Genomic DNA, 21,888 nt, shown 5'->3' with positions numbered 1-21,888 from the left:
TTGTGTATGACCGCCAACAGTATAATTTGGAAACACCATGCCCAACATCCTCCTGGTGGAAGACGACGCCGCACTCTCCGAGCTGATTGCCAGCTACCTGGAGCGCAATGGCTACCACGTCAGTGTGCTCAGCCGTGGCGACCACGTACGCGAACGGGCGCGCCTCAATCCTCCGGATTTGGTGATCCTCGACCTGATGCTGCCGGGCCTTGATGGCTTGCAGGTGTGCCGGCTGCTGCGCGCCGACTCGGCGGGCCTGCCGATCCTGATGCTCACGGCCCGCGATGACAGCCACGATCAGGTGCTGGGCCTGGAAATGGGCGCCGACGACTATGTCACCAAACCGTGCGAGCCGCGCGTGCTACTGGCCCGTGTCCGCACTTTGCTGCGCCGTAGCAGCCTGTCCGAGCCTCAAGTGGCCAACGACCAGATCGTCATGGGCAACCTGTGCATCGACCTGTCGGAGCGCACCGTGACCTGGCGCGAGCAGGCGGTGGAACTGTCCAGCGGTGAATACAACTTGCTGGTGGTGTTGGCCCGGCACGCCGGTGAAGTGCTCAGTCGCGACCAGATCCTGCAACGCCTGCGCGGTATCGAGTTCAACGGCACCGACCGTTCCGTGGACGTGGCTATCTCCAAGCTGCGTCGCAAGTTTGACGACCACGCCGGTGAGGCGCGCAAGATCAAGACCGTGTGGGGCAAGGGCTATCTGTTCAGCCGTTCCGAGTGGGAATGCTGATCCATGTTTCGTGTCCTCCTACGCCTCTACCTGATCACCATCGTCACCTACAGTGCTGCGATTTATCTGATCCCTAAGCTGGTGATCCAGGTGTTCGAGCACCGCTACATGAACTACAACTTCGAGCAAACCCGCGGTCTGCAAAAACTCATCGTCAAGCAGTACCTGCGGGCGCCGGTCGAGCGTTGGTCACAGGTCACCGACCAGTTGGGCCGTGACTTTGCGCCGCTCAAAGTGCAACTGCTGCTGCGCCAGGATGCCAGCTACACGCCAGCAGAAGAACAGTTGCTGGAGCAGGGAAAACCGGTGATTCGCCTGGGCGAGTGGGGCTGGATGGAAGAAATCAGCTCGCCGATCAACCAGCAGTTCGCGGTCAAACTGACCATCCCGCCCGACCCGCTGGATATGAACCTGTTGTACTGGTCGATGAACGTGCTGATCGGCGCTGCGCTGCTGGCCTGCTTGTTGTTCTGGCTGCGCCCGCACTGGCGTGACCTGGAACGCCTGAAAAACACTGCCGCGCAACTGGGTAAGGGCAACCTGGCCGAGCGTACGTGTATTCCTGCCAGCTCCAACATCGGCAGCTTGGCGTCGGTGTTCGACACCATGGCCGACGATGTCGAGCGTCTGCTTAATCAGCAGCGTGACCTGCTTAACGCCGTCTCCCATGAACTGCGCACGCCGTTGACGCGCCTGGATTTCGGCCTGGCGCTGGCGTTGTCCGAAGACTTGCCGCAGGCTAGCCGCGAACGTCTGCAAAGCCTGGTGGCGCACATTCGCGAGTTGGATGAGCTGGTGTTGGAATTGCTCTCCTACAGCCGCCTGCAGAACCCGGCGCAACTGCCGGAGCGGGTCGACGTGGTGCTCGACGAATTTATCGACAGCGTGCTGGGCAGTGTCGATGACGAGTTGGAAAACCCCGAAATTGTCATCGATGTGGCGCTCGATTGTGCCGTGGAGCGCTTCAGCCTTGACCCGCGTCTTACCGCCCGCGCGTTGCAGAACCTGCTGCGTAATGCCATGCGCTACTGCGATAAACGCATCCAGGTGGGCGTTAAGGTGTGCGCCAACGGCTGCGAGATCTGGGTGGATGACGATGGCATCGGCATTCCCGTGGATCAGCGTGAGCGCATTTTCGAACCCTTTTATCGTCTCGACCGCAGCCGCGATCGCGCCACCGGCGGCTTTGGCCTCGGATTGGCCATCAGCCGACGCGCAATGGAAGCTCAAGGCGGCAGCTTGACGGCCATGGCATCGCCCTTGGGTGGGGCGCGGTTTCGGCTGTGGTTGCCCAGCCTCGACTGATCAGAGCACCTTGACGGCACGGCCGATCGCCTGGATCGGCCCGGTTGGTTTGCCGGTGGGCGAGCCTAGCGGGTCTTCCAAGGTCAGTTCGAACAGTTGGTTTGGCGCCAGTGGCGGGAGTTTGTCCAGCGCCACCGACAGGGTTTGGCCTGGCTTGACCAACCCCAGCGATACGGGGCTTTGCCAGCCGTCCGCCTTGGTCCAGAATTGCAGGGCCTTGTCGGCAGGTACTTGCATCACGCCCAGTGGAATCAGCTGCATCTGCTGAGTATTGCTGGCTTGGATCACCCAGCCGGGGGCCTGGCTTTGTGGCGCTACCAGCACCACCACAAAGGTCGCTTCGGCGGTGGGTGGGCGGGTCAGCAGTAGCGCCGCCAATACCAACGAGGTGACCAACCCCGCACCGGCCAGGCCACGCCAGAGTGCCAGCAGGTTCCACCACGGCAGCCGATTTTCGGCGGCGGTATCAGCGGGCGCGACAGTGCGTGCGATGCGCCGCCAGAGCTGGGAGGAGGGCGGCACCGGTTCGGCCAACGCCGTCAGCGGCAACAGGCGCTGCTCCCAAGCGTCGACCGCCGCGCGCAACTCGGCATCCAGAGGTAAGCGCTGTTCAACGTCGGCGCGTTGTTCGGCGGGCAGGGTGCCCAGTACATACTCGCCGGCCAGTTCGTCCAGTGGGTTGCTCATGCCATGCACTCCCGCAGCGCGGCGAGGCTACGTTTGATCCAGGCTTTGACGGTCCCCAATGGGGTGTCCAGTTTCTGTGCAATTTCGCTATGGGAATAGCCGTCGACATAGGCGTGGAGCACGCAACGGCGACGGGCCGGGTCGAGTTGCTCCAGGCAGTGCTGAATCTGCCCTGAGCGCGCGCTGAATTCAACGCTGTTGTCGGCGACTGCAACGTATTCATGTGCTTCGTCCAACGCCACCTCACGGTGAAGGTTACGAACCCCATTCAATGCCAGGTGCCGGGTCACGCTGAACACCCAGCCTCGCGCCGAACCACGGCTGGGGTCGAAGCTCCCGGCGCCGCGCCAGATCTTGATAAAGGCGTCATGCACAATATCTTCGGCCAGGGCTTTGTCCCGGGCAATGCGCATGGCTACGCCGAGCAGGCGGCTGCTGTCGTGCTCATACAGCCGGCGTAGCGCGCGTTGATCGCCACGGGCGCAGGCGCCCAAACAGGCTTCGTAATCAAAAGTGGTTTCGGGCAAGGACACTGTTTTCCGCAGTAAGAGCAAAACCAATGCCCCGACCCAGAGGCCGGGGCGCTACTGCAGCAGCGTAGCTGAAATGGCTCAGTTGGCCGCCCAAAAGATGTAGTCGGCCTGGTACTTCACCACTTCCTGCTTGCCTTTGTTGGCGGTGGTGCACGCGGCGCTCGGCGCCACACCGCCTTTAAGCGCGACCCGCTGGATATAACTCACGCCACTCATTGCACCCTTGCCTTCGGCGGGGTTGGCCTTGACCAATTGATACGGCAGGTTGCCCGTACTCGAAGGTGCTACCGCTAACTGAGTGCCGGTGACCTTCGAGCCGTCGTTGGCTTGCCAGGTAGCTGGCGGGCCGAAGTAGGTGCCTACAGCCTTGCCGCTACGGTCATTGAGCACGGCTTTGGGGCCGACAAAGGTCCATTCGGTTTGGCCGGCAGCGTTGGCTTTGTCTCTGCACTCGTAGGTGATTTCGCCGACGCCAGTGGTCTCCAGCGCAACCTTGTGCCCATCCGGCACCTTGATGCTGTCGGGCAGGCCGGTCTGGGCGAAAACCGCTGGCGCAGCGGCCAGCAGGGCGGTCAGGCAGAACAGTGCTTTAGCGTTCATTGGTGTTTCTCCATTGGGTAAAACAGCGGGGTCACTGTAAGCACTACCCAGGCCGCGCACGATTGGATGCAGTGATTAGAAAATAAATACGCGAGGGCGCACACTGTGCCCCCGCTATACCCGAGGAGAAATTGGCAATGACCGGTGTTCACACGTCTGCTCAACAGGGTTTCTCTACCCAGGCCGTCACCTACGCCCAAGGCCGGCCCGGCTATCCACGACAACTCACCGGCTGGCTGACCGAAGCGCTGCATATCGACGCGCAGTCGACGGTCATCGATCTGGGCGCCGGTACCGGCAAATTCACCCGCTTGCTCAGCGCTCTGGCGCCAACCCTGGTGGCGGTCGAGCCGGTGGAGGCGATGGGCGCGCAGCTTAGTAAACTTCTACCGGATGTGCGCCTGGTCCAGGGCACTGCCGAATCCATTCCTCTGGACGCCGCCGTCGCCGATGCGGTTGTCTGTGCGCAAGCCTTCCATTGGTTTTCCACTGAAGCGGCGCTGGCCGAAATTCACCGTGTACTCAAACCCGACGGGCGCCTGGGGCTGGTGTGGAATGTGCGCGACGAGTCGGTGGATTGGGTCGCTGCCATTACCGACATCATCACGCCCTACGAGGGCGACACGCCGCGCTTTCACACAGGCCGGTGGCTCGAGGCCTTCACTGGCGAGTATTTTTCCGCACCCGAAATGACCTGTTTTGCGTATCAACATGTTGGCAGTCCGCAGGAAGTGATCATCGACCGCTTCCTCTCGGTGAGCTTTATCGCGGTGCTGCCGGCGGCGGCAAAAGCCGCGGTCACCGCGCAACTGCGGGCGCTGATCGACACCCATCCGGCCTTGCGTGGACGCGACACGGTAGCGTTCCCGTATCAGACTCAAGCCTACGTGTGTCATCGGCTGAGGCAAAAAGCATAAAGTCAGATCATATTGATATAAGTCGTTATAAGAAAAATCGCTATCCTGCGGCCAGAAATTTTCAAGGCCGCGGGTAGCTGGAATGGATGTGGGTAATGTTGGGTTTGTAATCGCTGGCCTGATCGTTGGTTTTATCGTCGGCATGACCGGTGTTGGCGGGGGCTCGTTGATGACCCCGATCCTGTTGTGGTTCGGCATCAACCCGGCCACCGCCGTAGGCACCGACCTGTTGTATGCGGCCATCACCAAGTCCGGTGGTGTGCTGGTGCACAGCAAGAACAAGAACATCGACTGGACCATCACCGGCTGGCTGACCCTGGGCAGCGTACCAGCGGTGCTGCTGACGCTGTGGTTCCTCGCCAGCCTGCACACTGATCCGAGTGCGATGAACGCGGTGATCAAGCAGGCGCTGGGTTTTGTGTTGCTGCTGACGGCGCTGGCGATTCTGTTCAAGAAACGTTTGTTGGCCTTTGCCCAGCGTCATGCGGGCGATGACTATCACATGAGCCCGCGTAACTTGAACGCGCTGACGGTGGTGACCGGGGCGGTGCTGGGGACCATGGTTGCGCTGACGTCTATCGGCGCGGGTGCGCTGGGCACGGTGGCGTTGTTTATCCTGTATCCGTTTCTGGCTACGCGGCGGTTGGTTGGGACAGAGATTGCCCACGCGGTGCCGCTGACGCTGGTGGCGGGATTGGGGCATGCCAGCATGGGGAATATGGACTGGCATCTGTTGGGTTTTTTGCTGATGGGGTCGTTGCCCGGGATTTATCTGGGTAGTCATATGACCGGCAAGGTGCCGGATGGTGTGTTGCGGCCGTGTCTGGCGGTGATGTTGATGGGCATTGGGTATAAGTTGGCGTTTTGATTTTCTTTTTGGAGTGAGTACATATCCATTGCTTCGGTAACGGCGGCTCACACCCCCTGCCGGGCTCTTCAGCGGGTATTTACAGGGCAAGTGTTGCCCACCACTGTTGCACCAGCAACAGCACATCCACAAACCAGCATGATCGATGACACCAGCGGCTGCGCACTCCCATGCGGTGATTGTCGCCGCAGCCCGTAGGGTCAGCGCGTTTGCAGAGGGCTGGCACGCTTGCTGCTCAAGCACTGGGTACATTCCTGTGTGCGAGGTACTGCCAGATGATTCAGCAAGCTGTGAAATTTGCCTATTGGGTGCCCAACGTCAGCGGTGGGCTGGTGGTGAGCAAGATTGAGCAACGCACCGATTGGGGCATCGACTACAACCGCAAACTGGCGCAATTGGCGGAAGCGGCCGGCTTTGAATATGGGCTGACGCAAATCCGCTTCACCGCAGGTTACGGCGCCGAAAACCAACATGAGTCTGTGGCGTTCAGCCATGCCTTGCTGGCGGCGACCACCACGCTCAAGGTGATCGCGGCGATTCTGCCCGGCCCGTGGCAACCGGCATTGGCGGCCAAGCAACTGGCAACCATCGACCAGCTCACCAACGGCCGTATCGCGGTGAATATTGTCAGTGGCTGGTTCAAGGGCGAGTTCCACGCGATCGGCGAACACTGGCTGGAACACGATGAGCGTTATCGGCGTTCCGAGGAGTTTATCCGCGCGCTGAAAGGCATCTGGACGCAGGACGATTTCACCTTCAAAGGCGATTTCTACCGCTTCAACAATTACACCCTCAAGCCCAAGCCACTGGGCCAGCCGGAAGTGTTCCAGGGCGGTAGCTCGCGTGCGGCGCGGGACATGGCGGCGCGAGTGTCGGACTGGTACTTCACCAATGGCAACACGCCGGAAGGCATCAAGGCCCAGGTCGATGACATCCGCGCCAAGGCGGCGGCGAATAACCATTCGGTCAACGTTGGCGTAAACGCCTTTGTGATTGCCCGCGACACTGAGGAAGACGCCCGCGCGGTACTCGCCGAGATCATCGACAAGGCCGACCCGCAGGCCGTGAACGCCTTTGGTGACGCAGCCAAACAAGCGGGCAAAGCCTCACCGGAAGGCGAGGGCAACTGGGCCAAGTCCAGCTTTGAAGACTTGGTGCAGTACAACGATGGCTTCAAGACCAACCTGATCGGCACGCCGCAACAGATCGCCGAGCGCATCGTTGCGCTCAAGGCCGTGGGCGTGGACTTGGTGCTGGCCGGCTTCCTGCACTTCCAGGAGGAAGTCGAGTATTTCGGCAAACGCGTATTGCCACTGGTGCGCGAGCTGGAAGCCAAGGCCAGGATCAAGCAGGTGGCCTGAGCCTTTATCGAGCGAAGAGCACGACTGCCGCGCGCAGCTTGTTGCGGCCAAACCGGCACATGCGTTCGAACTCCCCATGGCTGACCGGCAAGTGCTGGCAGTCCAGGGGCTGGCGGTGCTGGCTGTGGTCCACATCCGGGTCGTGCAGGTAGACAAAATCGTCGTCGCAATCGGTGACCATCACCCAGTGCGGCGACTTTGAACGGGTCAGCCGGTAGCTGCTGATCAGCACCAGCGGCTGCCCGCCATCGCGCAGTACCTGCGGTAAATCCAGCGCGCTGCCGACTACCTGTGCGACGTCGCTGCCGGCCAGTTCTTCTTCAAACGCCTCGTGCACCAGGCGCATGACGTCCTTTTTATGAGGGTCGCGCACGCCATCCAGAAATAGCGGCCCGCGCACATTCACTTGCATACGTACGCGAAAACCCCGGCGCCAGGCCGCCAGCGCCAAGCCCTGCGGGCTGCAGCCACCGTGGCCTGCTGTCATGAACACGGTGGTCGCTTCACGCCAGATTTGCAGCTCCTCGCGCCGGCCAGCCACACGCGCAGGCACCAGCGCGCCCATGGCCATCAGCAGGCACGCAGCGCCACAGGTGAAGTCGGTGGTCTGCTGGTAATACGGCACGCAGTGCGGCCGTACGTCCTGGTGCTGGACGATGCGCTTTTCCAGGCGCAGGGCCGGGGCGTGGTCTTCGTAGTAATCGTTGATCAGCGCAAAGCGACGGTAACCATTGCGTTCATACAGGGCAAGGGCGCCGGGGTTGTCGGTGCGCACTTCCAGGCGCAGGTAGGCACAATCATGGGCCACCGCGCAGGTTTCGATACGCGCCAGCAACTGTTTGCCCAGGCCCATGCCGCGTGCGTGCTCGGCGATGGCGATGGAGTACAGGCGCGCCAGCGACGTACCGCGATGGAACAGCACCAGGGCGTAACCGAGCAAACCGTCGTCATTTTCGGCAACCACCAACTGGCCATGGGCGCGGCTGATCATCCACTGAAAGCTGCGCGGCGAGAGCCGGTCGGTAGTGAAACAGTGCTGTTCCAGTGCCACCAATTCGGGCACATCAGCGGGGGTTGCAACGCGAAAGGAAAGAGCCATATGACCGCCGTAAAAGTTGCGTAACGAAACGGGACTTCTCTAAAAGATCGTGCTTAATAGAAAAGGTCGAGTTCTCTAAAGCGGATCAAATATTATGTCGGCGGTACACAGTCATTGGCGTGAAGTATCCGAGCAAACCGTCGCGGCGACAATAACTTCCAGGGAGTATTTTTCTCCTCCCCTCAAAGGTTCCAGCCAAGTCGTGATCATTGTCGAGCGTAAGGAAGATTGGGCCTCCTACTTTCCCAGCGAAGACATCGTCAGCGCCCAGGAATACCTTGAGCAAACCCGCGAGAGTGAGACGGGCAAGCGGGTGCAGGTGATCAACCTGTGCCGTAGCTACAAGTACCTGGGGCATGGTTATTACTGCTCGCTGCTGGCCGAGGCGCGCGGGCACAAGGTGATTCCGTCGGTGCGAACCATTAGCGAACTGACCAAGAAGTCGTTGTATGGTTTGTCGCTGGATGACTTGGATAGAACCCTCGATAAAGCCTTGAGTCACCACCTCTACAGCAATACCGATGGCTTTACCCTGACGCTTTACTTTGGCCGAACCAATATAGAACCGTTGCAGGAGTTGGCCCGTCAGTTATTTGAAACCTTCCCGTGCCCGATTCTGTTAGTTGAGTTTCGCAAGAACAACGGCTGGCACATCGAAGGGGTTAAATCCGGCGTATTGCACAAGTTGCGCGACGACCAGGAAGACCAATTTGCCCACGCCCTCGACAACTTCAGCCGCAAAATCTGGCGCCAGCCGCGCTCACGTCGATTGGCGCGTTACGACCTGGCGATTTTGCACGATCCCCAGGAGCAACTGCCGCCCTCCAACGCCCGCGCCCTGGAAAACTTCGTGCGGGTCGGCAAGGGCTTGGGCATTGATGTGGAACTGATAGAGCGCAAGGATTATTCGCGCCTCGCCGAATACGACGCCTTGCTGATCCGTGAGACCACCAGCGTTGACAACCATACCTACCGCTTTGCCAAGAAGGCTGAAAGCGAAGGCCTGGTGGTGATGGACGACCCGGCGTCGATCCTGCGCTGCACCAACAAGGTCTACCTCACTGACCTGCTCAACAGCCACCAACTGGGCATGCCCGCCACCGAAATCCTGTACAAGGAGCGACCGCAAGATTTCGAGCGGGTCGGCGAGCGTCTGGGCTTCCCGCTGGTACTGAAGATCCCCGACGGCTGCTTCTCGCGCGGTGTGCTCAAGGTGGAAAGCCAGGAGGCGTTACTCAAAGCCACCGCCGAGTTGTTCGAACACTCGGTGCTGTTGCTGGCCCAGGAATTCTTCTACACCGAGTACGACTGGCGCATCGGCGTACTCAACCGCAAGCCGATCTTTGCCTGCCAGTACTTCATGTCCAAGGGCCACTGGCAGATCTACAACCACAAGGCCATCGGCCAGGACATCAACGGCGAATGCCGCACCCTGGCGGTCCACGAAGCGCCCAAGGCGGTGGTGGAACTGGCGGTGAAGACCGCCAACCTGATCGGTGATGGCCTCTACGGGGTCGACCTCAAGCAGTCCGGCGACAAAGTGGTGGTCATCGAGGTCAACGACAACCCCAATATGGACGCCGGCATCGAAGACGCCTACCTGCAAGACGACCTGTATGCCTTGGTGCTGGAGGAGTTTGTGCGGCGCCTGGAGTTGAAGCGCCAAGGCCAGGTGTGGTGACGGGCGATGATCCAGCGCGTTGCGTTAACCGGTGGAACGTTGCGCAGTGGGAGGGCGACGATGCGCTGATCATGCTGTTCAACAACCCCGACCGGCTTCGCCCCACCACTCGGCACCTCGCCTGCGTTCGGCCAGCGTGGTTAACGGGGCGATCCCAGATCAAAAGCCGAGCGCGACGGCCGAGTCGCCGACCTGAGTGGTAGAAGCAGAAGCAGGGCAGAAGCACAGACACCACCCTGTCCACCTGATGTCATGAGATCCAAATGTGGGGGCGAGTTTAGCTCCCAAGATCAGGTCGGTTGTCAGGCCGCCGTTACCTCAGAAATGGATCTGCCCCCAGCTCCAGCCTCTACACTAAGAATCCTCAACCGGTTACCTGCAAGGTCAGCACCTCAAACCCGTCCGCTGTCACCGCCACGGTATGCTCCCACTGCGCCGACAGACTGTTGTCCTTGGTCACCACCGTCCAGCCATCCTTCAAGTTGCGCACCTTGGCGCTGCCCTGGTTCAGCATCGGCTCAATGGTAAACACCATGCCCTCACGCAGTTCCAGCCCGGTGCCGGGGCGGCCGAAGTGCAGGATCTGTGGTTCTTCATGCATCTCACGGCCGATGCCGTGGCCGCAGTATTCACGCACCACGCTGTAGCCGTTAGCCTGCGCATGGCGCTGGATCGCATGGCCGATATCACCCAGGCGCGCACCGGGCTTGACCTGGCGAATGCCGGCCCACATAGCTTCGAAGGTCTTTTCCACCAGGCGCTGCGCTTTGGGTGCCACGTTGCCGATCATGTACATCTTGCTGGAGTCGGCGATAAAACCGCCTTTTTCCAGGGTGATGTCAATGTTGATGATATCGCCGTCCTTGAGCACGTCCTTGGCGTTGGGCATGCCATGGCACACCACCTCGTTGATCGAGGTGTTGATGCAAAAGGGGTAGTCGTATTGCCCCAGGCTTGCCGGGCGAGCGTTCAAGTCGTTGCGGATGAAGGCTTCGACGGCGGCGTCCAGCTCCAGGGTGGAGCGCTTGGCGGCGACCAACCCGTCGAGCATCGTGAACACCTGCGCCAGCAGGCGCCCGGACTCACGCATCACGGCCAATTGTGCGGCAGTCTTGATCATCAGCCGCGCCCCCGGATCAGGTCGGGCTTGTCCAGCAACAGCTTGTTGATCAGCTCGTTGTAGGGCAGGTGCGGGTTGAGTTCGGCGAGCAGGCCGATCTTGATCCAGAACTCGGCCTGGGCGTTGATGGAGCGGTCCATGGCGGCGCTGGCCAGGCGAACCTGTTCGTGCAGTTGGTCGGTGATTTTGACGATACCCATGAGGTTCACTGTGTCAGGTTGATATATAAAGCGTATACGTTTCGTATATCAATCGTAAACCCCCAGCGGCTAAATGGCGGGCGGTGATTGACTTGCGCTGTAACCGCCGGTTAAGTTCAGGGCATGACCTTTCAAGCCTTCCGCAGCCAGCCAAGCATTATTACCGCCATTCCTCACTTGGCGGGATAGCACACGGCTGCACCCAAACCCGCCCTAGAGGCGGGTTTTGTTTGTCCGTCTCCAGAGCCCTTTACAAAAAGCCAGGAGACACCGATGAGCACCTGCACCACACGCGATACCGTCGCCCCAGGACTGCTTGAGCAATACGTAAAAAAGATTCTGGCCGCCCCGGTCTATGACCTGGCGGTGCGCACGCCTTTGCAGGTGGCACCGGCGCTGTCGGCGCTGCTGGGCAATCAGGTATTGCTCAAACGCGAAGACCTGCAACCCACGTTCTCGTTCAAAATTCGCGGCGCCTACAACAAGCTGGTGCAGCTCACGGCCGAGCAAAAAGCGTGCGGCGTGGTGACGGCGTCGGCGGGCAACCATGCGCAAGGTGTGGCGCTGGCGGCGCGGGAGTTGGGGATCAAGGCGCAGATCGTCATGCCGTGCAGCACGCCGGAGTTGAAGGTGCTGGGCGTGCGTTCACGGGGGGCCGAGGCGGTGTTGCACGGGGAGAGCTTTGCGTTCGCCCTGGCCCATGCGTTGCAATTGGCCCAGGCTTCGGGTTGCACCTTTGTATCGCCCTTCGATGACCCGGATGTGATCGCCGGCCAAGGCACCGTAGCGATGGAAATACTGCGTCAGCAACAGGGCCCGCTGGACGCGATCTTTGTGCCGGTGGGCGGCGGTGGCTTGATCGCTGGGATCGCAGCGTACGTCAAATACCTGCGGCCAGAGGTGCGCATCGTTGGTGTCGAGCCCGAGGGCTCCAGTTGCCTGTTGGCAGCGCTGCGTGCGGGCGAGCGCGTGGTGCTGCCCAGTGTCGATGGGTTTGCCGATGGCACCGCCGTGGCGCAGATCGGTGCCTATGGTTTTGAAATCTGCCGCGACTGGGTGGATGAAGTCATCACCGTCAGCAACGACCAGTTGTGCAGCGCCATCAAGCTCATCTACGACGACACGCGCTCCATCACCGAACCCTCAGGCGCCTTGGCCGTCGCGGGCATTCGCCAGTATGTCGAGCAAAACGGTGTGCGCGGAAAAACCCTGGTAGCGGTGAATTCCGGGGCGAATATCAATTTTGATAGTTTGCGACATGTTGCAGAAAGAGTCGCCGCGCACTGTACAACTTAGTGCATAAACGTTTAATCAATGCTATTCGCCGATGATGTGCACCGGGCGAGCAGACTTATATAGCTGCGCGCGTCGCTTATGAGAAAAGGTTACAACGAGAGTGGGTTGTGCCGAGTACGCTTGGTGATTGTAAGCGTCTTCCAAGGTCGGTAAGGCGCGGCAGGCAGGTGCCTGCCGGGTACACGATAATCTGTTGGCAGTCTCATAAAAGGAGAGGTTGGCCATGCTTTCGGAATTAGAACTTCGCAGCATTATTGAAGGAAGTTTCCTGCCTAAACGGTGCGAATGCACCAAAGCCGAAGATGCTTCGTTGACGATCAAAGTCTATGACGACCGCGACCGTGACCGAGTGGATTTGGAAGTCAAAGGTATAAACGCCGACAAACTCGACAGCAGTCGAGCCATTTGCAACCTGATCACCGGGTTGCGTGAAGACCTCAAACACAGTCATTCACCCGCGTTGCAAAGAGCGGGCGGGCGCAGTTATTACTAGCCCCTGGTTTGGTTGAATCACCGAAGAACGCTGGGCCTGGTAAACACCAGGCCCAATACGGTTCTGTTGAATCACCGACGGCTTAATTCTGGAAATCACAGGCTTCGGACAATTTCCGATAGCCCACGTCTTCGATTTTGCCGGCCGTGTCTACAAACTTCATATCCGCGTTGATGACTTTGCAGTCGTTGGTTGGGGTTTCGTTCATGGCAATCACCTTGTCGATGTTTAAGGGCATGCCGTACTTATAGGGCACGGGCTTGGCTGAGGTTTGTTGAGTGTCGGCCTGGGCCAGGCCCGAAATGGCTGCCAGTGCCAAGGCGCCGCCGAGCATCAACGTGCGAAGTTTCATGATGGTTTCTCCACAAGTGGGTACACCTTCACTCTCGGCGGGCGCGATTAACCATCGATTAATTTTGCCGTGGCTGACAAAACCTTCATGAAGTGCTGCGTTCATCCAAGTTGTGCGCGATACGGCAGGTCCGGGCCGGTCTTGCTGCAGGTCAGGGCGGCGGCGCGAATGGCGAAACCGAGCATGGCGTCGATCTGCGCCCGTGTGAGTCGTTGCAGGCCTTCTACAGAGTCAAGCTGCTGCTCGGTCAACCAGGCAATCAACGCCGCCTGGAAGGTATCGCCGGCCCCGACCGTATCGGCCATCACCACCTTGACGGCAGGCGCAGACCAACGGCCATGCTGGCGGCTGAAGACGGTCGCGCCGTCGCCACCACGGGTGAGGAATACCAACTGGCAGCGATGCTGCAACCAGCCTTGCACTACGCTTTCCGGCGACTGGTCGGGGTAGAGCAGGTGCAGGTCTTCGTCGCTGACTTTGATCAGGTCGGCATGCTTGGCCAGCTCGGCCACGCGGTCACGCCACAGTTGAATGTCCGGCTGCGGATTGAGCCGCACGTTGGGGTCAAGGCTGATCAGGCGCTTGCCGCTTTCACGCTTGACCAGCGTGAGCAGGGTGTCGCCGATGGGCTGCACCACCAGCGAAAACGAACCGACGTGCAGGCCGCGAACCTCATGGCCCAACGTGGGCAAGTGCACCACACGCAGTTGGCGGTCGGCACAGCCTTCGCCACGGAAGCTGTATTGCGGTGAGCCATTGGCACCCACAGCGACCATCGCCAGGGTGGTCGGCGCGGGGAACTCCACCAAAAATTGCTCACTGACGCCTTCGTCCTTGAGCACTTGCAGCAAGCGCTGGCCGAGGAAGTCGTTGGACAAGCCGCCAAACAGTCCGGACTCGATGCCCAGGCGGCGCAAACCCACGGCCACGTTGAACGGCGAGCCGCCAGCAATCGCCTTGTAATTGATTTTGGACGCCTGCCCGCTGGCATCTTCTTCGCTGAAAAAATCAAACAGCGCTTCGCCACACACCAGATACATAGTCGTTCGCTCTTAAAGGGTTGCCACGAGTTGTTGATAGCGCGCGTAAGCCTGTTGGTAGGCCCTGACACTGGCCGCCACCGGCAGCGTGCGGCTGGCCGGGTCGACGCTGACGCATTTGTCGCACAAGGCGGCCAGGGATGCGCCGGACTGGCTCCATGCCGCTTGGATCGCCGCGCCGAGAGCGGCGGCTTCGCTTTGTTCGGTGCAGATCACTTCGGTGTTCATGATATCGGCAACCATCTGCCGCCATACCGGGCTCTTCGAGCCACCGCCGATCAGGCGGATGCTGTGGCTTTGCAGGCCGGTCTGGCGCAGCAGGTCCAGGCCATAACGCAGGCCGAAAGTAGTGCCTTCAACCACTGCGCGGCAGAGGTTGGCGCGGGTCAGGTTGGTCATGGTCAGGCCATGCACGCTGCCGGTGGCGTGGGGCAGGGCGGGCACGCGCTCGCCATTGAGAAAGGGCAGCATGCTCACGCCATCGGCGCCAATCGGTGCCTCGGCAACCAAGGCGTTGAAGGTGGCCAGGTCGAGGTCGAACAGTTCGCGGATCACCCCTGTGGCGTTGGTCAGGTTCATCGTGCAAATCAACGGTAACCAACCGCCGCTGGAGGAGCAGAAGGTCGCCACTGACGCTTGTGGGCTCACACTCGGCTGATCGGCAAAGGCATACACGGTCCCGGACGAACCCAGGCTCATGGTGATGACACCGGGGGCGATATTGCCGGTACCGATGGCGCCCATCATGTTGTCCCCACCACCACTGGAAACGCTGGCGTTGGCGTTGATGCCCAGGCGTTCGGCAATGGCCGGCAAGATCGTGCCCACGCTTTGATTCGCCTCGATCAGCTCAGGCAAGGCGGCTTGCAGGCGGCCGCTGGGGTCGATGTGCTGGAGCAGCGCCACGTCCCATGCACGCGTGCGCACGTTGAAATAGCCGGTGCCCGAGGCATCGCCGTATTCGGCGACGGCACGCCCGGTGAGCCAATAGTTGAGGTAGTCGTGGGGCAACAAAATGTGCGCGATGCGCGCGAATACGTCCGGGTGCTGCTCGCGGGTCCACAGCAGTTTGGACACCGTGTAGCCCGGCGCAATCGCCACGCCGAGGCGTTCCAGCGAGCCGCTTTGGCCACCCAGGTGCTCCAGCAGGCGCTGGTTTTGCGGCGCGGTTTCGGTGTCGCACCAGAGTTTCGCCGGGCGCAGTACCTGACCGCTGTCATCGAGCAGCACCAGGCCGTGTTGCTGGCCGGAGACGCCGATGCCGAGAATGTCCTGGCCGTCCACGCCGGCCTGTTGCAACGCGCGGTGCGTGGCTTCGGTAAAGGCGTCCAGCCATTCCTGGGGGGGCTGTTCGCGGCGGCCGTTGGCGCCGCTGATCAACGTATGCGCAGCGGCGCCCAGGCCCAGCACTTTGCCGCTGGTGGCGTCGAGCACGATGGCTTTGGTGCCCTGGGTACCGCAGTCGATGCCGAGGTAAAGGTTTTGCTGGGTCATGGTGGAGTGCTCAGCAGTATTGTTGGAGTGGTAACCCGGTCAAATGTGGGAGGGAGCAAGCCCCTCCCACATTGTTTAAGCCGTTTTCTTCAGGAGTTGTTGCAGTGTTGCTGTAACACCGTTGTCACGCAGGCTTGCATAGCACCGCTCGAACGCTGCCACAAACTCAGGCGAGTTGGGAATAGCGTTACCGAAAATCTCCTCCACGCCCAGCAGGCGTTGGCTGATCAAGGCGTCATCACTCACCAACCCTTGGCAGAACTCTGCGCGCGGGTCTGGAATTTTATACGCCACGCCGTTTTCATCGACACCCTTCAAGTACAACGCCCAAGCGGCAACTACCAACGCAGCACGCTCCGTCTCACGTCCATCGGCAATCAAGCGATTAATCGTCGGCACCGTGAATTTGGGAAACTTCGACGACCCATCCGAGCACACCCGCTCCAGTTGGTCAGCAATCGCCTGATTAGAGAAGCGATCCACCAACGTCTGCTTGTACTCAGTCAGGTCTATGCCTGGCACCGGCGCCAGGTTCGGCGTGACGTCCAAGTCCATGTAAGCGCGCATATACGCCACCAATACCGGGTCATTCATGGTGTCGTGAACAAACCGATAGCCCTTGAGAAAACCCAGGTAAGTCAGGGCCAGGTGGCTGCCATTGAGCAGGCCGATTTTCATCTCTTCGTACGGGGTCACGTCATCGGTGAACTGTACGCCGACCTTTTCCCAGGCCGGGCGGCCGTTGACGAATGTGTCTTCCAGCACCCACTGCACGAAAGGTTCGCACACCACCGGCCAGGCATCGTCGATGCCATGGTCATCATGCAATTGCAGGCGGTGGGCGGTGCTGGTCATCGGCGTGATGCGGTCGACCATGGCGTTCGGGAAGCTCACGTGGGCCTTGATCCAGTCATGCAGCTCGGCGTTGTGCAGGGCGGCGAAGGCCAGCAACGCCTTGCGCGTGACGGCGCCGTTGTGGGGCAGGTTATCGCAGGACATTACGGTAAATGCCGCAACACCGGCCGCACGGCGTTGGGTCAGCGCGGCGCAGATAAAGCCGAACACGGTTTTCGGCGACTTCGGGTGCGCCAGGTCGTGCTGGATCTGCGGCAGGTGAGCCATGAATTCGCCGTTGCTGTCGTCGATGCAGTAGCCGCCTTCGGTGATGGTCAGCGAGACGATACGAATCTGCGGGCTGGCCAGTTTGTCGATCAGTGCCTGGGCGCTGTCTTCGGCCAGTAACATGTCGCTGATCGAGCCGATCACGCGCACTTCGGTGTCGTCGGTGTCACCCAGTTCATACAGGGTGAACAGATAGTCCTGACCGGCAAGGTCATCGCGGGCTTTGCGGTCTTCGCTGCGTAAGCCAACGCCGCAAATGCCCCAGTCGAGGCCCTCACCGGTGTTCATCAGCGCGTCGGTGTAATACGCCTGGTGCGCGCGGTGGAAGCCGCCGACGCCGATATGCGCGATCCCTTGCGTGGTGCTGGTAATGGCGTAGGCCGGGATTTTCACTTGCGGCGCCAGTTGGGTGAGGTTCTGTTTATTCAGTTTCATCACAAGTCTCGCGAAATCAGGCGGCGGCGCGCAGTGGTCGGGTCACGGCCACGCCGTCGGTGTCGAACAGATGGCAGTGCGCCGGGTCCAGGTGCAGCTGCAGGATTTCGCCGTACTGGCTGGCCATGTCGCCGCGAATCCGCATGGTCAGCGGCTCGCCGTTGGCGGTGATGACGTGGCAGAAGGTGTCGCTGCCCAGGCGTTCGCCGACGTCGGCGGTGACGGTCAGCGTGGTTTGCCCTGGCGAGGCGATTTCCAGATGCTCTGGGCGAATGCCCAAGGTCACCGCGCTGCCCACGCTCAGGGTGGCGCCGCTGAGCGGCAGACTAATCAAGGTACCCGCGTCCAACTGGACTTCGCAGCCCTGGCCTTCGACGCGGGTGACTTTGCCCTTGAGGAAGCCCATTTTCGGCGTGCCCAGAAAACCTGCCACAAACAGGTTGGCCGGTTGGTGGTACAGCTCCAGCGGCGAACCGACCTGTTCGATGCGGCCGCTATTGAGTACCACCACTTTGTCGGCCAGGGTCATGGCTTCAACCTGGTCGTGGGTCACGTAGATCATGGTCGCCTGCAGCTCTTTATGCAGGCGCGCCAGTTCCAGGCGCATCTGCACGCGCAGGGCGGCGTCAAGGTTGGACAGCGGCTCATCGAACAGGAAGATTTTCGGATTACGCACAATCGCACGGCCGATGGCCACACGCTGACGCTGGCCACCGGACAGCTGCTTAGGCTTGCGCTCCAGCAACGGGCCGAGTTCGAGAATGCGCGCCGCCTCGCTGACTTTGCTCTCCACCAGCTTCTTGTCGACGCCGGCCAGGTCCAGGGCAAACGACATGTTCTTGCGCACGCTCATGTGCGGATACAGCGCGTAGGTCTGGAATACCATGGCCAAATCGCGCTTGGCCGGGGTGACTTCGGTGATATCGCGGCCATCCAGCTCGATAGTGCCTTCGGTGACTTCCTCAAGGCCCGCGATCAAACGCAGCAGGGTGGATTTACCGCAACCCGACGGGCCGACGAACACCACAAATTCCTTGTCGTTCACTTCCAGGTCAATGCCCTTGATGATCGAGAAACCTTCGAAGCCTTTTTGCAAATTCTTGATTTTGAGGTTGGCCATGATGGGCCTCCGCTTGGAATTATTATTTAACTGCGCCGAAGGACAAACCACGCACCAGCTGTTTCTGGCTGAACCAGCCAAAGATCAGGATCGGCGCACAGGCGAGGGTCGAGACGGCGGACAATTTGGCCCAGAACAAACCTTCGGGGCTGGAGTAAGAGGCGATCAGCGCGGTCAATGGCGCGGCATTCGAGGAGGTCAGGTTCAGCGACCAGAACGCCTCGTTCCAGCACAGGATCAGCGACAGCAGCACGGTAGAGGCCAGGCCGCCCTTGGCGATCGGCAGCAGCACGCGGACCATTTCCTGCCACAGGGTGGCGCCGTCCAGGCGCGCGGCTTCGAGGATGTCCTTGGGGATGTCCTTGAAGTAGGTGTACACCATCCACACCACAATCGGCAGGTTGATCAGGGTGTAGATGATGATCAGCGCAATGCGCGTATCCAGCAGGCCAAGGCTCTTGGCCAGCAGGTAGATCGGCATCAAAACGCCCACCGGCGGCAGCATCTTGGTGGACAGCATCCACAGCAAGGTGCCTTTGGTGCGCTGGGTTTCGTAGAACGCCATGGAGTAGGCAGCCGGCACCGAGATCAGCAGGCACAGGGCAGTGGCGCTGAACGAAATCACCACCGAGTTCCAGGCGTAGGCGAAGTAGTTGCTGCGCTCGTTGATGTGCAGGTAGTTCTCCAGCGTCGGCGTGAAGATGAACTGCGGCGGCGTGGCGAACGCGTCGATTTCGGTCTTGAAGCTGGTCAGCACCATCCAGAAGATCGGGAAGAAAATCAGGATTGCGATGGCCCAGGCCAACGTGCCAAGCAGCAGGCTTTGCAGGCGGCGGGATTGTTGAAGCGTCATGGCGCGGCCCTCAAGGCTTGTCAGTCAGGTTTTTGCCGATCATCCGCACCAGGATGATCGCCGCGATATTGGCGATGACCACGGCGATCAAGCCGCCAGCCGAGGCCATGCCCACGTCGAACTGCACCAGCGCCTGGTTGTAGATCAGGTAGGCGAGGTTGGTCGAGGCGTAGCCGGGACCACCGTTGGTGGTGGTGAAGATTTCGGCGAAGACCGAGAGCAAAAAGATCGTTTCGATCATCACCACCACGGCAATCGGGCGCGCCAGGTGGGGCAGGGTCAGGTGCCAGAAGATCGCGATGGCGCCGGCACCGTCCAGGCGCGCGGCTTCTTTCTGTTCCTGGTCGAGGGACTGCATGGCGGTCATCAGCAGCAGGATGGCGAAGGGCAGCCACTGCCACGACACAATGATGATGATCGACAGCAATGGGTAGTGCGCCAGCCAGTCCACGGGTTCGGCGCCGAACAGCTTCCACACGGCGGCGAGAATCCCCGACACCGGGTGGAAAATCAGGTTCTTCCAGATCAGCGCACCGACGGTGGGCATGATGAAGAACGGCGAAATCAGCATCACCCGCACGATGCCGCGGCCCAGGAACTCGCTGGCCTCCAGCAACGCGCTGATCAACACGCCGAACACCACGCTGATCAGCAACACGCTGCCCACCAGTAACAGGGTGTTGGTGGCGCCAGGCAGGAAGCCCGAGTCGGTGATGAAGTAGGTGAAGTTTTCCAACCCCACGAATTGGTTTTCGCCAGGGTAGAGCAGGTTGTAGCGGATCAGCGAAAAGTACAGGGTCATGCCCAGTGGCACGATCATCCACAGCAGCAGCAAGGCCACCGAGGGGCTGACGAGGAACCAGCCGGGGTTGGCCAGGCGGTTTTTGGGTGTTGTATTCATGGTATTCAAGGCCAATGCAGAGCAAGAATCGGAGTGCAGTCAATGTGGGAGCGGCGGTGCGACGATTCGACTTGCTCGCGAAGGCGGTGTGTCAGCCACAAGTGCATCAACTGGAAGACCGCATTCGCGAGCAAGCCCGCTCCCACATTTACAGAGGTGAGTCAGGGCTATTTGGGATAACCCGCCCGCTTCATTTCACGCTCGGTGGTGGTCTGCGCGGCGCTCAAGGCTTGATCCACCGTCTGTTGACCGGTCAGCGCGCCGGAGAAGAACTTGCCTACCTGAGTACCAATCGCCTGGAACTCAGGAATGGTCACCAACTGGATACCGATATACGGCACCGGCTTGAGGGTCGGTTTGGTCGGGTCGGCAACTTTCAGCGACTCCAGCGTCACCTTGGCGAACGGCGCGGCCTTCATGTATTCGTCGCTGTAGGTCGATTTGCGCGTGCCAGGTGGTACGTTGGCGATGCCGTCGGTCTTGGCTACCAGTTCGCCGTATTCCTTGGACGTTGCCCAGGTGGTGAACACCTTGGCGGCATCCTTGGCTTTGGAACTGGTCGGGATCGCCAGGCTCCAGGAGTACAACCACGAGGTGCCCTTGTCGGTCTTCTCGTGCGGCGCGAAGGTGAAGCCGACGCTGTCAGCGACCTTGCTCTGAGACTTGTCGGTGACGAACGAACCGGCCACGCTGGCGTCCACCCAGATCGCGCACTTGCCACTGTTGAACAGCGCGAGGTTTTCGTTGAAACCGTTGCTGGAAGCACCCGGCGGGCCGGATTTCTTCATGTTGTCTACGTAGAAGTTCAACGCGTCCTTCCATTCCGGACCGTTGAATTCCGGCTGCCATTTTTCATCGAACCAGCGCGCGCCGTAGCCGTTGGCCAGGGTGGTGATCAGCGCCATGTTCTCGCCCCAACCGGCTTTGCCGCGCAGGCACAGGCCGTATTGCTCTTTGCTCTTGTCGGTGAGTTTTGCCGCGAATTCGCCGATCTGGGTCCAGGTCGGGTGCTCGGGCATGGTCAGCCCGGCGTCCTTGAACAGGTCGGTGCGGTAGTAGGTGATCGAACTTTCGGCGTAGAACGGCAGGGCGTACAGCGAACCCTTGACGGACAAACCGTCACGCACCGAAGGGAATACGTCATTGAGGTCGTAGGACGCCGGCAGATCCTTCATCGGCTCCAGCCAACCTTTGGCACCCCACAGTGCAGCTTCGTACATGCCGATGGTCAACACGTCGAACTGTCCGCCTTGGGTGGCGATGTCGGTGGTCAGGCGTTGACGCAGCACGTTTTCTTCGAGCACCACCCAGTTCAGCTTGATCTCCGGATGCTCGGTCTCGAAGGTTTTCGAGAGCTTTTGCATGCGGATCATGTCGCTGTTGTTGACGGTGGCAATGGTCAGGGTTTGCGCGCCAAAGCTGACGGCGCTGAGGGTCATGCATGCAGTCATACACGTCGATGCAAGCAGAGTTTTTGCTGTGAACTTCATCGCGCACTCCATTTCTGCGCCCAGGGGGCTACAGAAGGACAGTTATTGTTGTTGTGTCTTCCTACAAGCAGTCAGGAAGAGTGTGCGTTGATTACAGCCTTGAAATGGGCGTGTGACAAATCCTTGGGCACACTTGAGCTGATACTTTTTTGCACTCGGCAATCGATTGCATGAAACCTTTC

The 21,888-nt window shown here is 60.3% G+C and carries 22 protein-coding genes; 8 read left to right on the top strand and 14 right to left on the bottom strand.

The features are described from left to right. Nucleotides 1-37 precede the first annotated feature (37 nt). Entirely contained in the window at nt 38-739 is a 702-nt protein-coding gene (locus FW764_RS23375) for a response regulator (protein ID WP_395607729.1), read from the top strand. A gap of 3 nt (nt 740-742) precedes the next feature. Continuing rightward, nucleotides 743-2,044 (top strand): ATP-binding protein, encoded by a 1,302-nt coding sequence (locus tag FW764_RS23370; RefSeq protein WP_446435936.1) that lies wholly within the window; start codon nt 743-745, stop codon nt 2,042-2,044. Here the strand turns inward: FW764_RS23370 and FW764_RS23365 are convergent, their stop codons facing one another. From FW764_RS23365 to FW764_RS23355, 3 genes are all read right to left on the bottom strand, one after another. Continuing rightward, nucleotides 2,045-2,731 (bottom strand): anti-sigma factor, encoded by a 687-nt coding sequence (locus FW764_RS23365; protein WP_446435935.1) that lies wholly within the window; start codon nt 2,729-2,731, stop codon nt 2,045-2,047. It abuts the gene before it with no gap. Next, complete coding sequence (locus tag FW764_RS23360; protein ID WP_446435934.1) at nt 2,728-3,258, bottom strand: sigma-70 family RNA polymerase sigma factor; 531 nt, start codon at nt 3,256-3,258, stop codon at nt 2,728-2,730. The genes FW764_RS23365 and FW764_RS23360 overlap by 4 nt, the downstream gene beginning before the upstream one ends. Before the next feature lie 84 nt (nt 3,259-3,342). Beyond that, complete coding sequence (locus FW764_RS23355; RefSeq protein WP_446435933.1) at nt 3,343-3,864, bottom strand: DUF3455 domain-containing protein; 522 nt, start codon at nt 3,862-3,864, stop codon at nt 3,343-3,345. A gap of 137 nt (nt 3,865-4,001) precedes the next feature. Here FW764_RS23355 and FW764_RS23350 point away from each other — a divergent pair, with 137 nt between their 5' ends. From FW764_RS23350 to sfnG, 3 genes are all read left to right on the top strand, one after another. Beyond that, nucleotides 4,002-4,781 carry a methyltransferase domain-containing protein gene (locus FW764_RS23350; RefSeq protein WP_446435932.1) on the top strand — a complete coding sequence of 260 codons (780 nt, stop codon included), beginning with the start codon at nt 4,002-4,004 and terminating at the stop codon, nt 4,779-4,781. An 82-nt stretch (nt 4,782-4,863) separates the two neighbouring features. Continuing rightward, nucleotides 4,864-5,649 (top strand): sulfite exporter TauE/SafE family protein, encoded by a 786-nt coding sequence (locus FW764_RS23345; protein ID WP_446435931.1) that lies wholly within the window; start codon nt 4,864-4,866, stop codon nt 5,647-5,649. Nucleotides 5,650-5,924: 275 nt separating this feature from the next. Further along, complete coding sequence (gene sfnG, locus FW764_RS23340; RefSeq protein WP_446435930.1) at nt 5,925-7,010, top strand: dimethylsulfone monooxygenase SfnG; 1,086 nt, start codon at nt 5,925-5,927, stop codon at nt 7,008-7,010. Between the two features lie 4 nt (nt 7,011-7,014). Here the strand turns inward: sfnG and FW764_RS23335 are convergent, their stop codons facing one another. After that, on the bottom strand, nt 7,015-8,109 hold the full coding sequence (locus FW764_RS23335) for a peptidase C39 family protein (RefSeq protein ID WP_446435929.1): 1,095 nt from the start codon (nt 8,107-8,109) through the stop codon (nt 7,015-7,017). A gap of 94 nt (nt 8,110-8,203) precedes the next feature. Between FW764_RS23335 and FW764_RS23330 the strand changes: the two genes are divergently transcribed. Continuing rightward, on the top strand, nt 8,204-9,790 hold the full coding sequence (locus FW764_RS23330; RefSeq protein ID WP_446435928.1) for a RimK family protein: 1,587 nt from the start codon (nt 8,204-8,206) through the stop codon (nt 9,788-9,790). A gap of 364 nt (nt 9,791-10,154) precedes the next feature. Here the strand turns inward: FW764_RS23330 and map are convergent, their stop codons facing one another. Both map and FW764_RS23320 read right to left on the bottom strand, forming a co-directional pair. Next, a complete protein-coding gene (map, locus tag FW764_RS23325; RefSeq protein WP_446435927.1) occupies nt 10,155-10,910 on the bottom strand; it encodes a type I methionyl aminopeptidase in 756 nt (251 codons plus the stop codon). Next, a complete protein-coding gene (locus tag FW764_RS23320) occupies nt 10,910-11,110 on the bottom strand; it encodes a ParD-like family protein (RefSeq protein WP_446435926.1) in 201 nt (66 codons plus the stop codon). The genes map and FW764_RS23320 overlap by 1 nt, the downstream gene beginning before the upstream one ends. Nucleotides 11,111-11,383: 273 nt before the next feature. Here FW764_RS23320 and ilvA point away from each other — a divergent pair, with 273 nt between their 5' ends. Both ilvA and FW764_RS23310 read left to right on the top strand, forming a co-directional pair. Continuing rightward, the gene (gene ilvA / locus FW764_RS23315; protein WP_446435925.1) at nt 11,384-12,406 is read left to right on the top strand and encodes a threonine ammonia-lyase, biosynthetic; all 1,023 of its coding nucleotides are present in this window, start codon (nt 11,384-11,386) and stop codon (nt 12,404-12,406) included. A 223-nt stretch (nt 12,407-12,629) separates the two neighbouring features. Then, a complete protein-coding gene (locus FW764_RS23310; protein ID WP_446435924.1) occupies nt 12,630-12,899 on the top strand; it encodes a DUF1652 domain-containing protein in 270 nt (89 codons plus the stop codon). Nucleotides 12,900-12,981: 82 nt separating this feature from the next. Here FW764_RS23310 and FW764_RS23305 read toward each other — a convergent pair whose 3' ends face one another. The 8 genes from FW764_RS23305 to FW764_RS23270 form a co-directional block, all read right to left on the bottom strand. Then, complete coding sequence (locus FW764_RS23305; protein WP_446435923.1) at nt 12,982-13,251, bottom strand: DUF2790 domain-containing protein; 270 nt, start codon at nt 13,249-13,251, stop codon at nt 12,982-12,984. 101 nt (nt 13,252-13,352) lie between these two features. Further along, on the bottom strand, nt 13,353-14,291 hold the full coding sequence (locus tag FW764_RS23300; RefSeq protein WP_446435922.1) for a carbohydrate kinase family protein: 939 nt from the start codon (nt 14,289-14,291) through the stop codon (nt 13,353-13,355). Between the two features lie 12 nt (nt 14,292-14,303). Continuing rightward, a complete protein-coding gene (gene xylB, locus FW764_RS23295) occupies nt 14,304-15,785 on the bottom strand; it encodes a xylulokinase (RefSeq protein ID WP_446435921.1) in 1,482 nt (493 codons plus the stop codon). Between the two features lie 75 nt (nt 15,786-15,860). Continuing rightward, nucleotides 15,861-17,342, bottom strand: a complete 1,482-nt coding sequence (locus FW764_RS23290; protein WP_446435920.1) for a mannitol dehydrogenase family protein — start codon at nt 17,340-17,342, stop codon at nt 15,861-15,863. 16 nt (nt 17,343-17,358) lie between these two features. Continuing rightward, complete coding sequence (locus FW764_RS23285; protein WP_446435919.1) at nt 17,359-18,462, bottom strand: ABC transporter ATP-binding protein; 1,104 nt, start codon at nt 18,460-18,462, stop codon at nt 17,359-17,361. Nucleotides 18,463-18,484: 22 nt separating this feature from the next. Continuing rightward, the gene (locus FW764_RS23280; RefSeq protein ID WP_446435918.1) at nt 18,485-19,315 is read right to left on the bottom strand and encodes a carbohydrate ABC transporter permease; all 831 of its coding nucleotides are present in this window, start codon (nt 19,313-19,315) and stop codon (nt 18,485-18,487) included. A 10-nt stretch (nt 19,316-19,325) separates the two neighbouring features. Further along, complete coding sequence (locus FW764_RS23275; RefSeq protein ID WP_446435917.1) at nt 19,326-20,216, bottom strand: carbohydrate ABC transporter permease; 891 nt, start codon at nt 20,214-20,216, stop codon at nt 19,326-19,328. Nucleotides 20,217-20,383: 167 nt separating this feature from the next. Further along, nucleotides 20,384-21,706, bottom strand: coding sequence for an ABC transporter substrate-binding protein (locus tag FW764_RS23270; RefSeq protein WP_446435916.1), 1,323 nt, complete (start codon nt 21,704-21,706; stop codon nt 20,384-20,386). Between the last annotated feature and the right edge of the window lie 182 nt (nt 21,707-21,888).

Source organism: Pseudomonas sp. 1152_12 (assembly GCF_052850675.1).
This window is presented reverse-complemented; position numbering and strand designations above follow the sequence as displayed.

Excerpts from the sequence above, each read along its gene's own strand:
- FW764_RS23375 (WP_395607729.1), top strand. The coding sequence starts at position 38 with ATGCCCAACATCCTCCTGGTGGAAGACGACGCCGCACTCTCCGAGCTG.
- FW764_RS23370 (WP_446435936.1), top strand. The coding sequence starts at position 743 with ATGTTTCGTGTCCTCCTACGCCTCTACCTGATCACCATCGTCACCTAC.
- FW764_RS23365 (WP_446435935.1), bottom strand. The coding sequence starts at position 2,731 with ATGAGCAACCCACTGGACGAACTGGCCGGCGAGTATGTACTGGGCACC.
- FW764_RS23355 (WP_446435933.1), bottom strand. The coding sequence starts at position 3,864 with ATGAACGCTAAAGCACTGTTCTGCCTGACCGCCCTGCTGGCCGCTGCG.
- FW764_RS23350 (WP_446435932.1), top strand. The coding sequence starts at position 4,002 with ATGACCGGTGTTCACACGTCTGCTCAACAGGGTTTCTCTACCCAGGCC.
- FW764_RS23345 (WP_446435931.1), top strand. The coding sequence starts at position 4,864 with ATGGATGTGGGTAATGTTGGGTTTGTAATCGCTGGCCTGATCGTTGGT.
- sfnG (WP_446435930.1), top strand. The coding sequence starts at position 5,925 with ATGATTCAGCAAGCTGTGAAATTTGCCTATTGGGTGCCCAACGTCAGC.
- FW764_RS23335 (WP_446435929.1), bottom strand. The coding sequence starts at position 8,109 with ATGGCTCTTTCCTTTCGCGTTGCAACCCCCGCTGATGTGCCCGAATTG.
- FW764_RS23330 (WP_446435928.1), top strand. The coding sequence starts at position 8,204 with ATGTCGGCGGTACACAGTCATTGGCGTGAAGTATCCGAGCAAACCGTC.
- map (WP_446435927.1), bottom strand. The coding sequence starts at position 10,910 with ATGATCAAGACTGCCGCACAATTGGCCGTGATGCGTGAGTCCGGGCGC.
- FW764_RS23320 (WP_446435926.1), bottom strand. The coding sequence starts at position 11,110 with ATGGGTATCGTCAAAATCACCGACCAACTGCACGAACAGGTTCGCCTG.
- ilvA (WP_446435925.1), top strand. The coding sequence starts at position 11,384 with ATGAGCACCTGCACCACACGCGATACCGTCGCCCCAGGACTGCTTGAG.
- FW764_RS23310 (WP_446435924.1), top strand. The coding sequence starts at position 12,630 with ATGCTTTCGGAATTAGAACTTCGCAGCATTATTGAAGGAAGTTTCCTG.
- FW764_RS23305 (WP_446435923.1), bottom strand. The coding sequence starts at position 13,251 with ATGAAACTTCGCACGTTGATGCTCGGCGGCGCCTTGGCACTGGCAGCC.
- FW764_RS23300 (WP_446435922.1), bottom strand. The coding sequence starts at position 14,291 with ATGTATCTGGTGTGTGGCGAAGCGCTGTTTGATTTTTTCAGCGAAGAA.
- xylB (WP_446435921.1), bottom strand. The coding sequence starts at position 15,785 with ATGACCCAGCAAAACCTTTACCTCGGCATCGACTGCGGTACCCAGGGC.
- FW764_RS23290 (WP_446435920.1), bottom strand. The coding sequence starts at position 17,342 with ATGAAACTGAATAAACAGAACCTCACCCAACTGGCGCCGCAAGTGAAA.
- FW764_RS23285 (WP_446435919.1), bottom strand. The coding sequence starts at position 18,462 with ATGGCCAACCTCAAAATCAAGAATTTGCAAAAAGGCTTCGAAGGTTTC.
- FW764_RS23280 (WP_446435918.1), bottom strand. The coding sequence starts at position 19,315 with ATGACGCTTCAACAATCCCGCCGCCTGCAAAGCCTGCTGCTTGGCACG.
- FW764_RS23275 (WP_446435917.1), bottom strand. The coding sequence starts at position 20,216 with ATGAATACAACACCCAAAAACCGCCTGGCCAACCCCGGCTGGTTCCTC.
- FW764_RS23270 (WP_446435916.1), bottom strand. The coding sequence starts at position 21,706 with ATGAAGTTCACAGCAAAAACTCTGCTTGCATCGACGTGTATGACTGCA.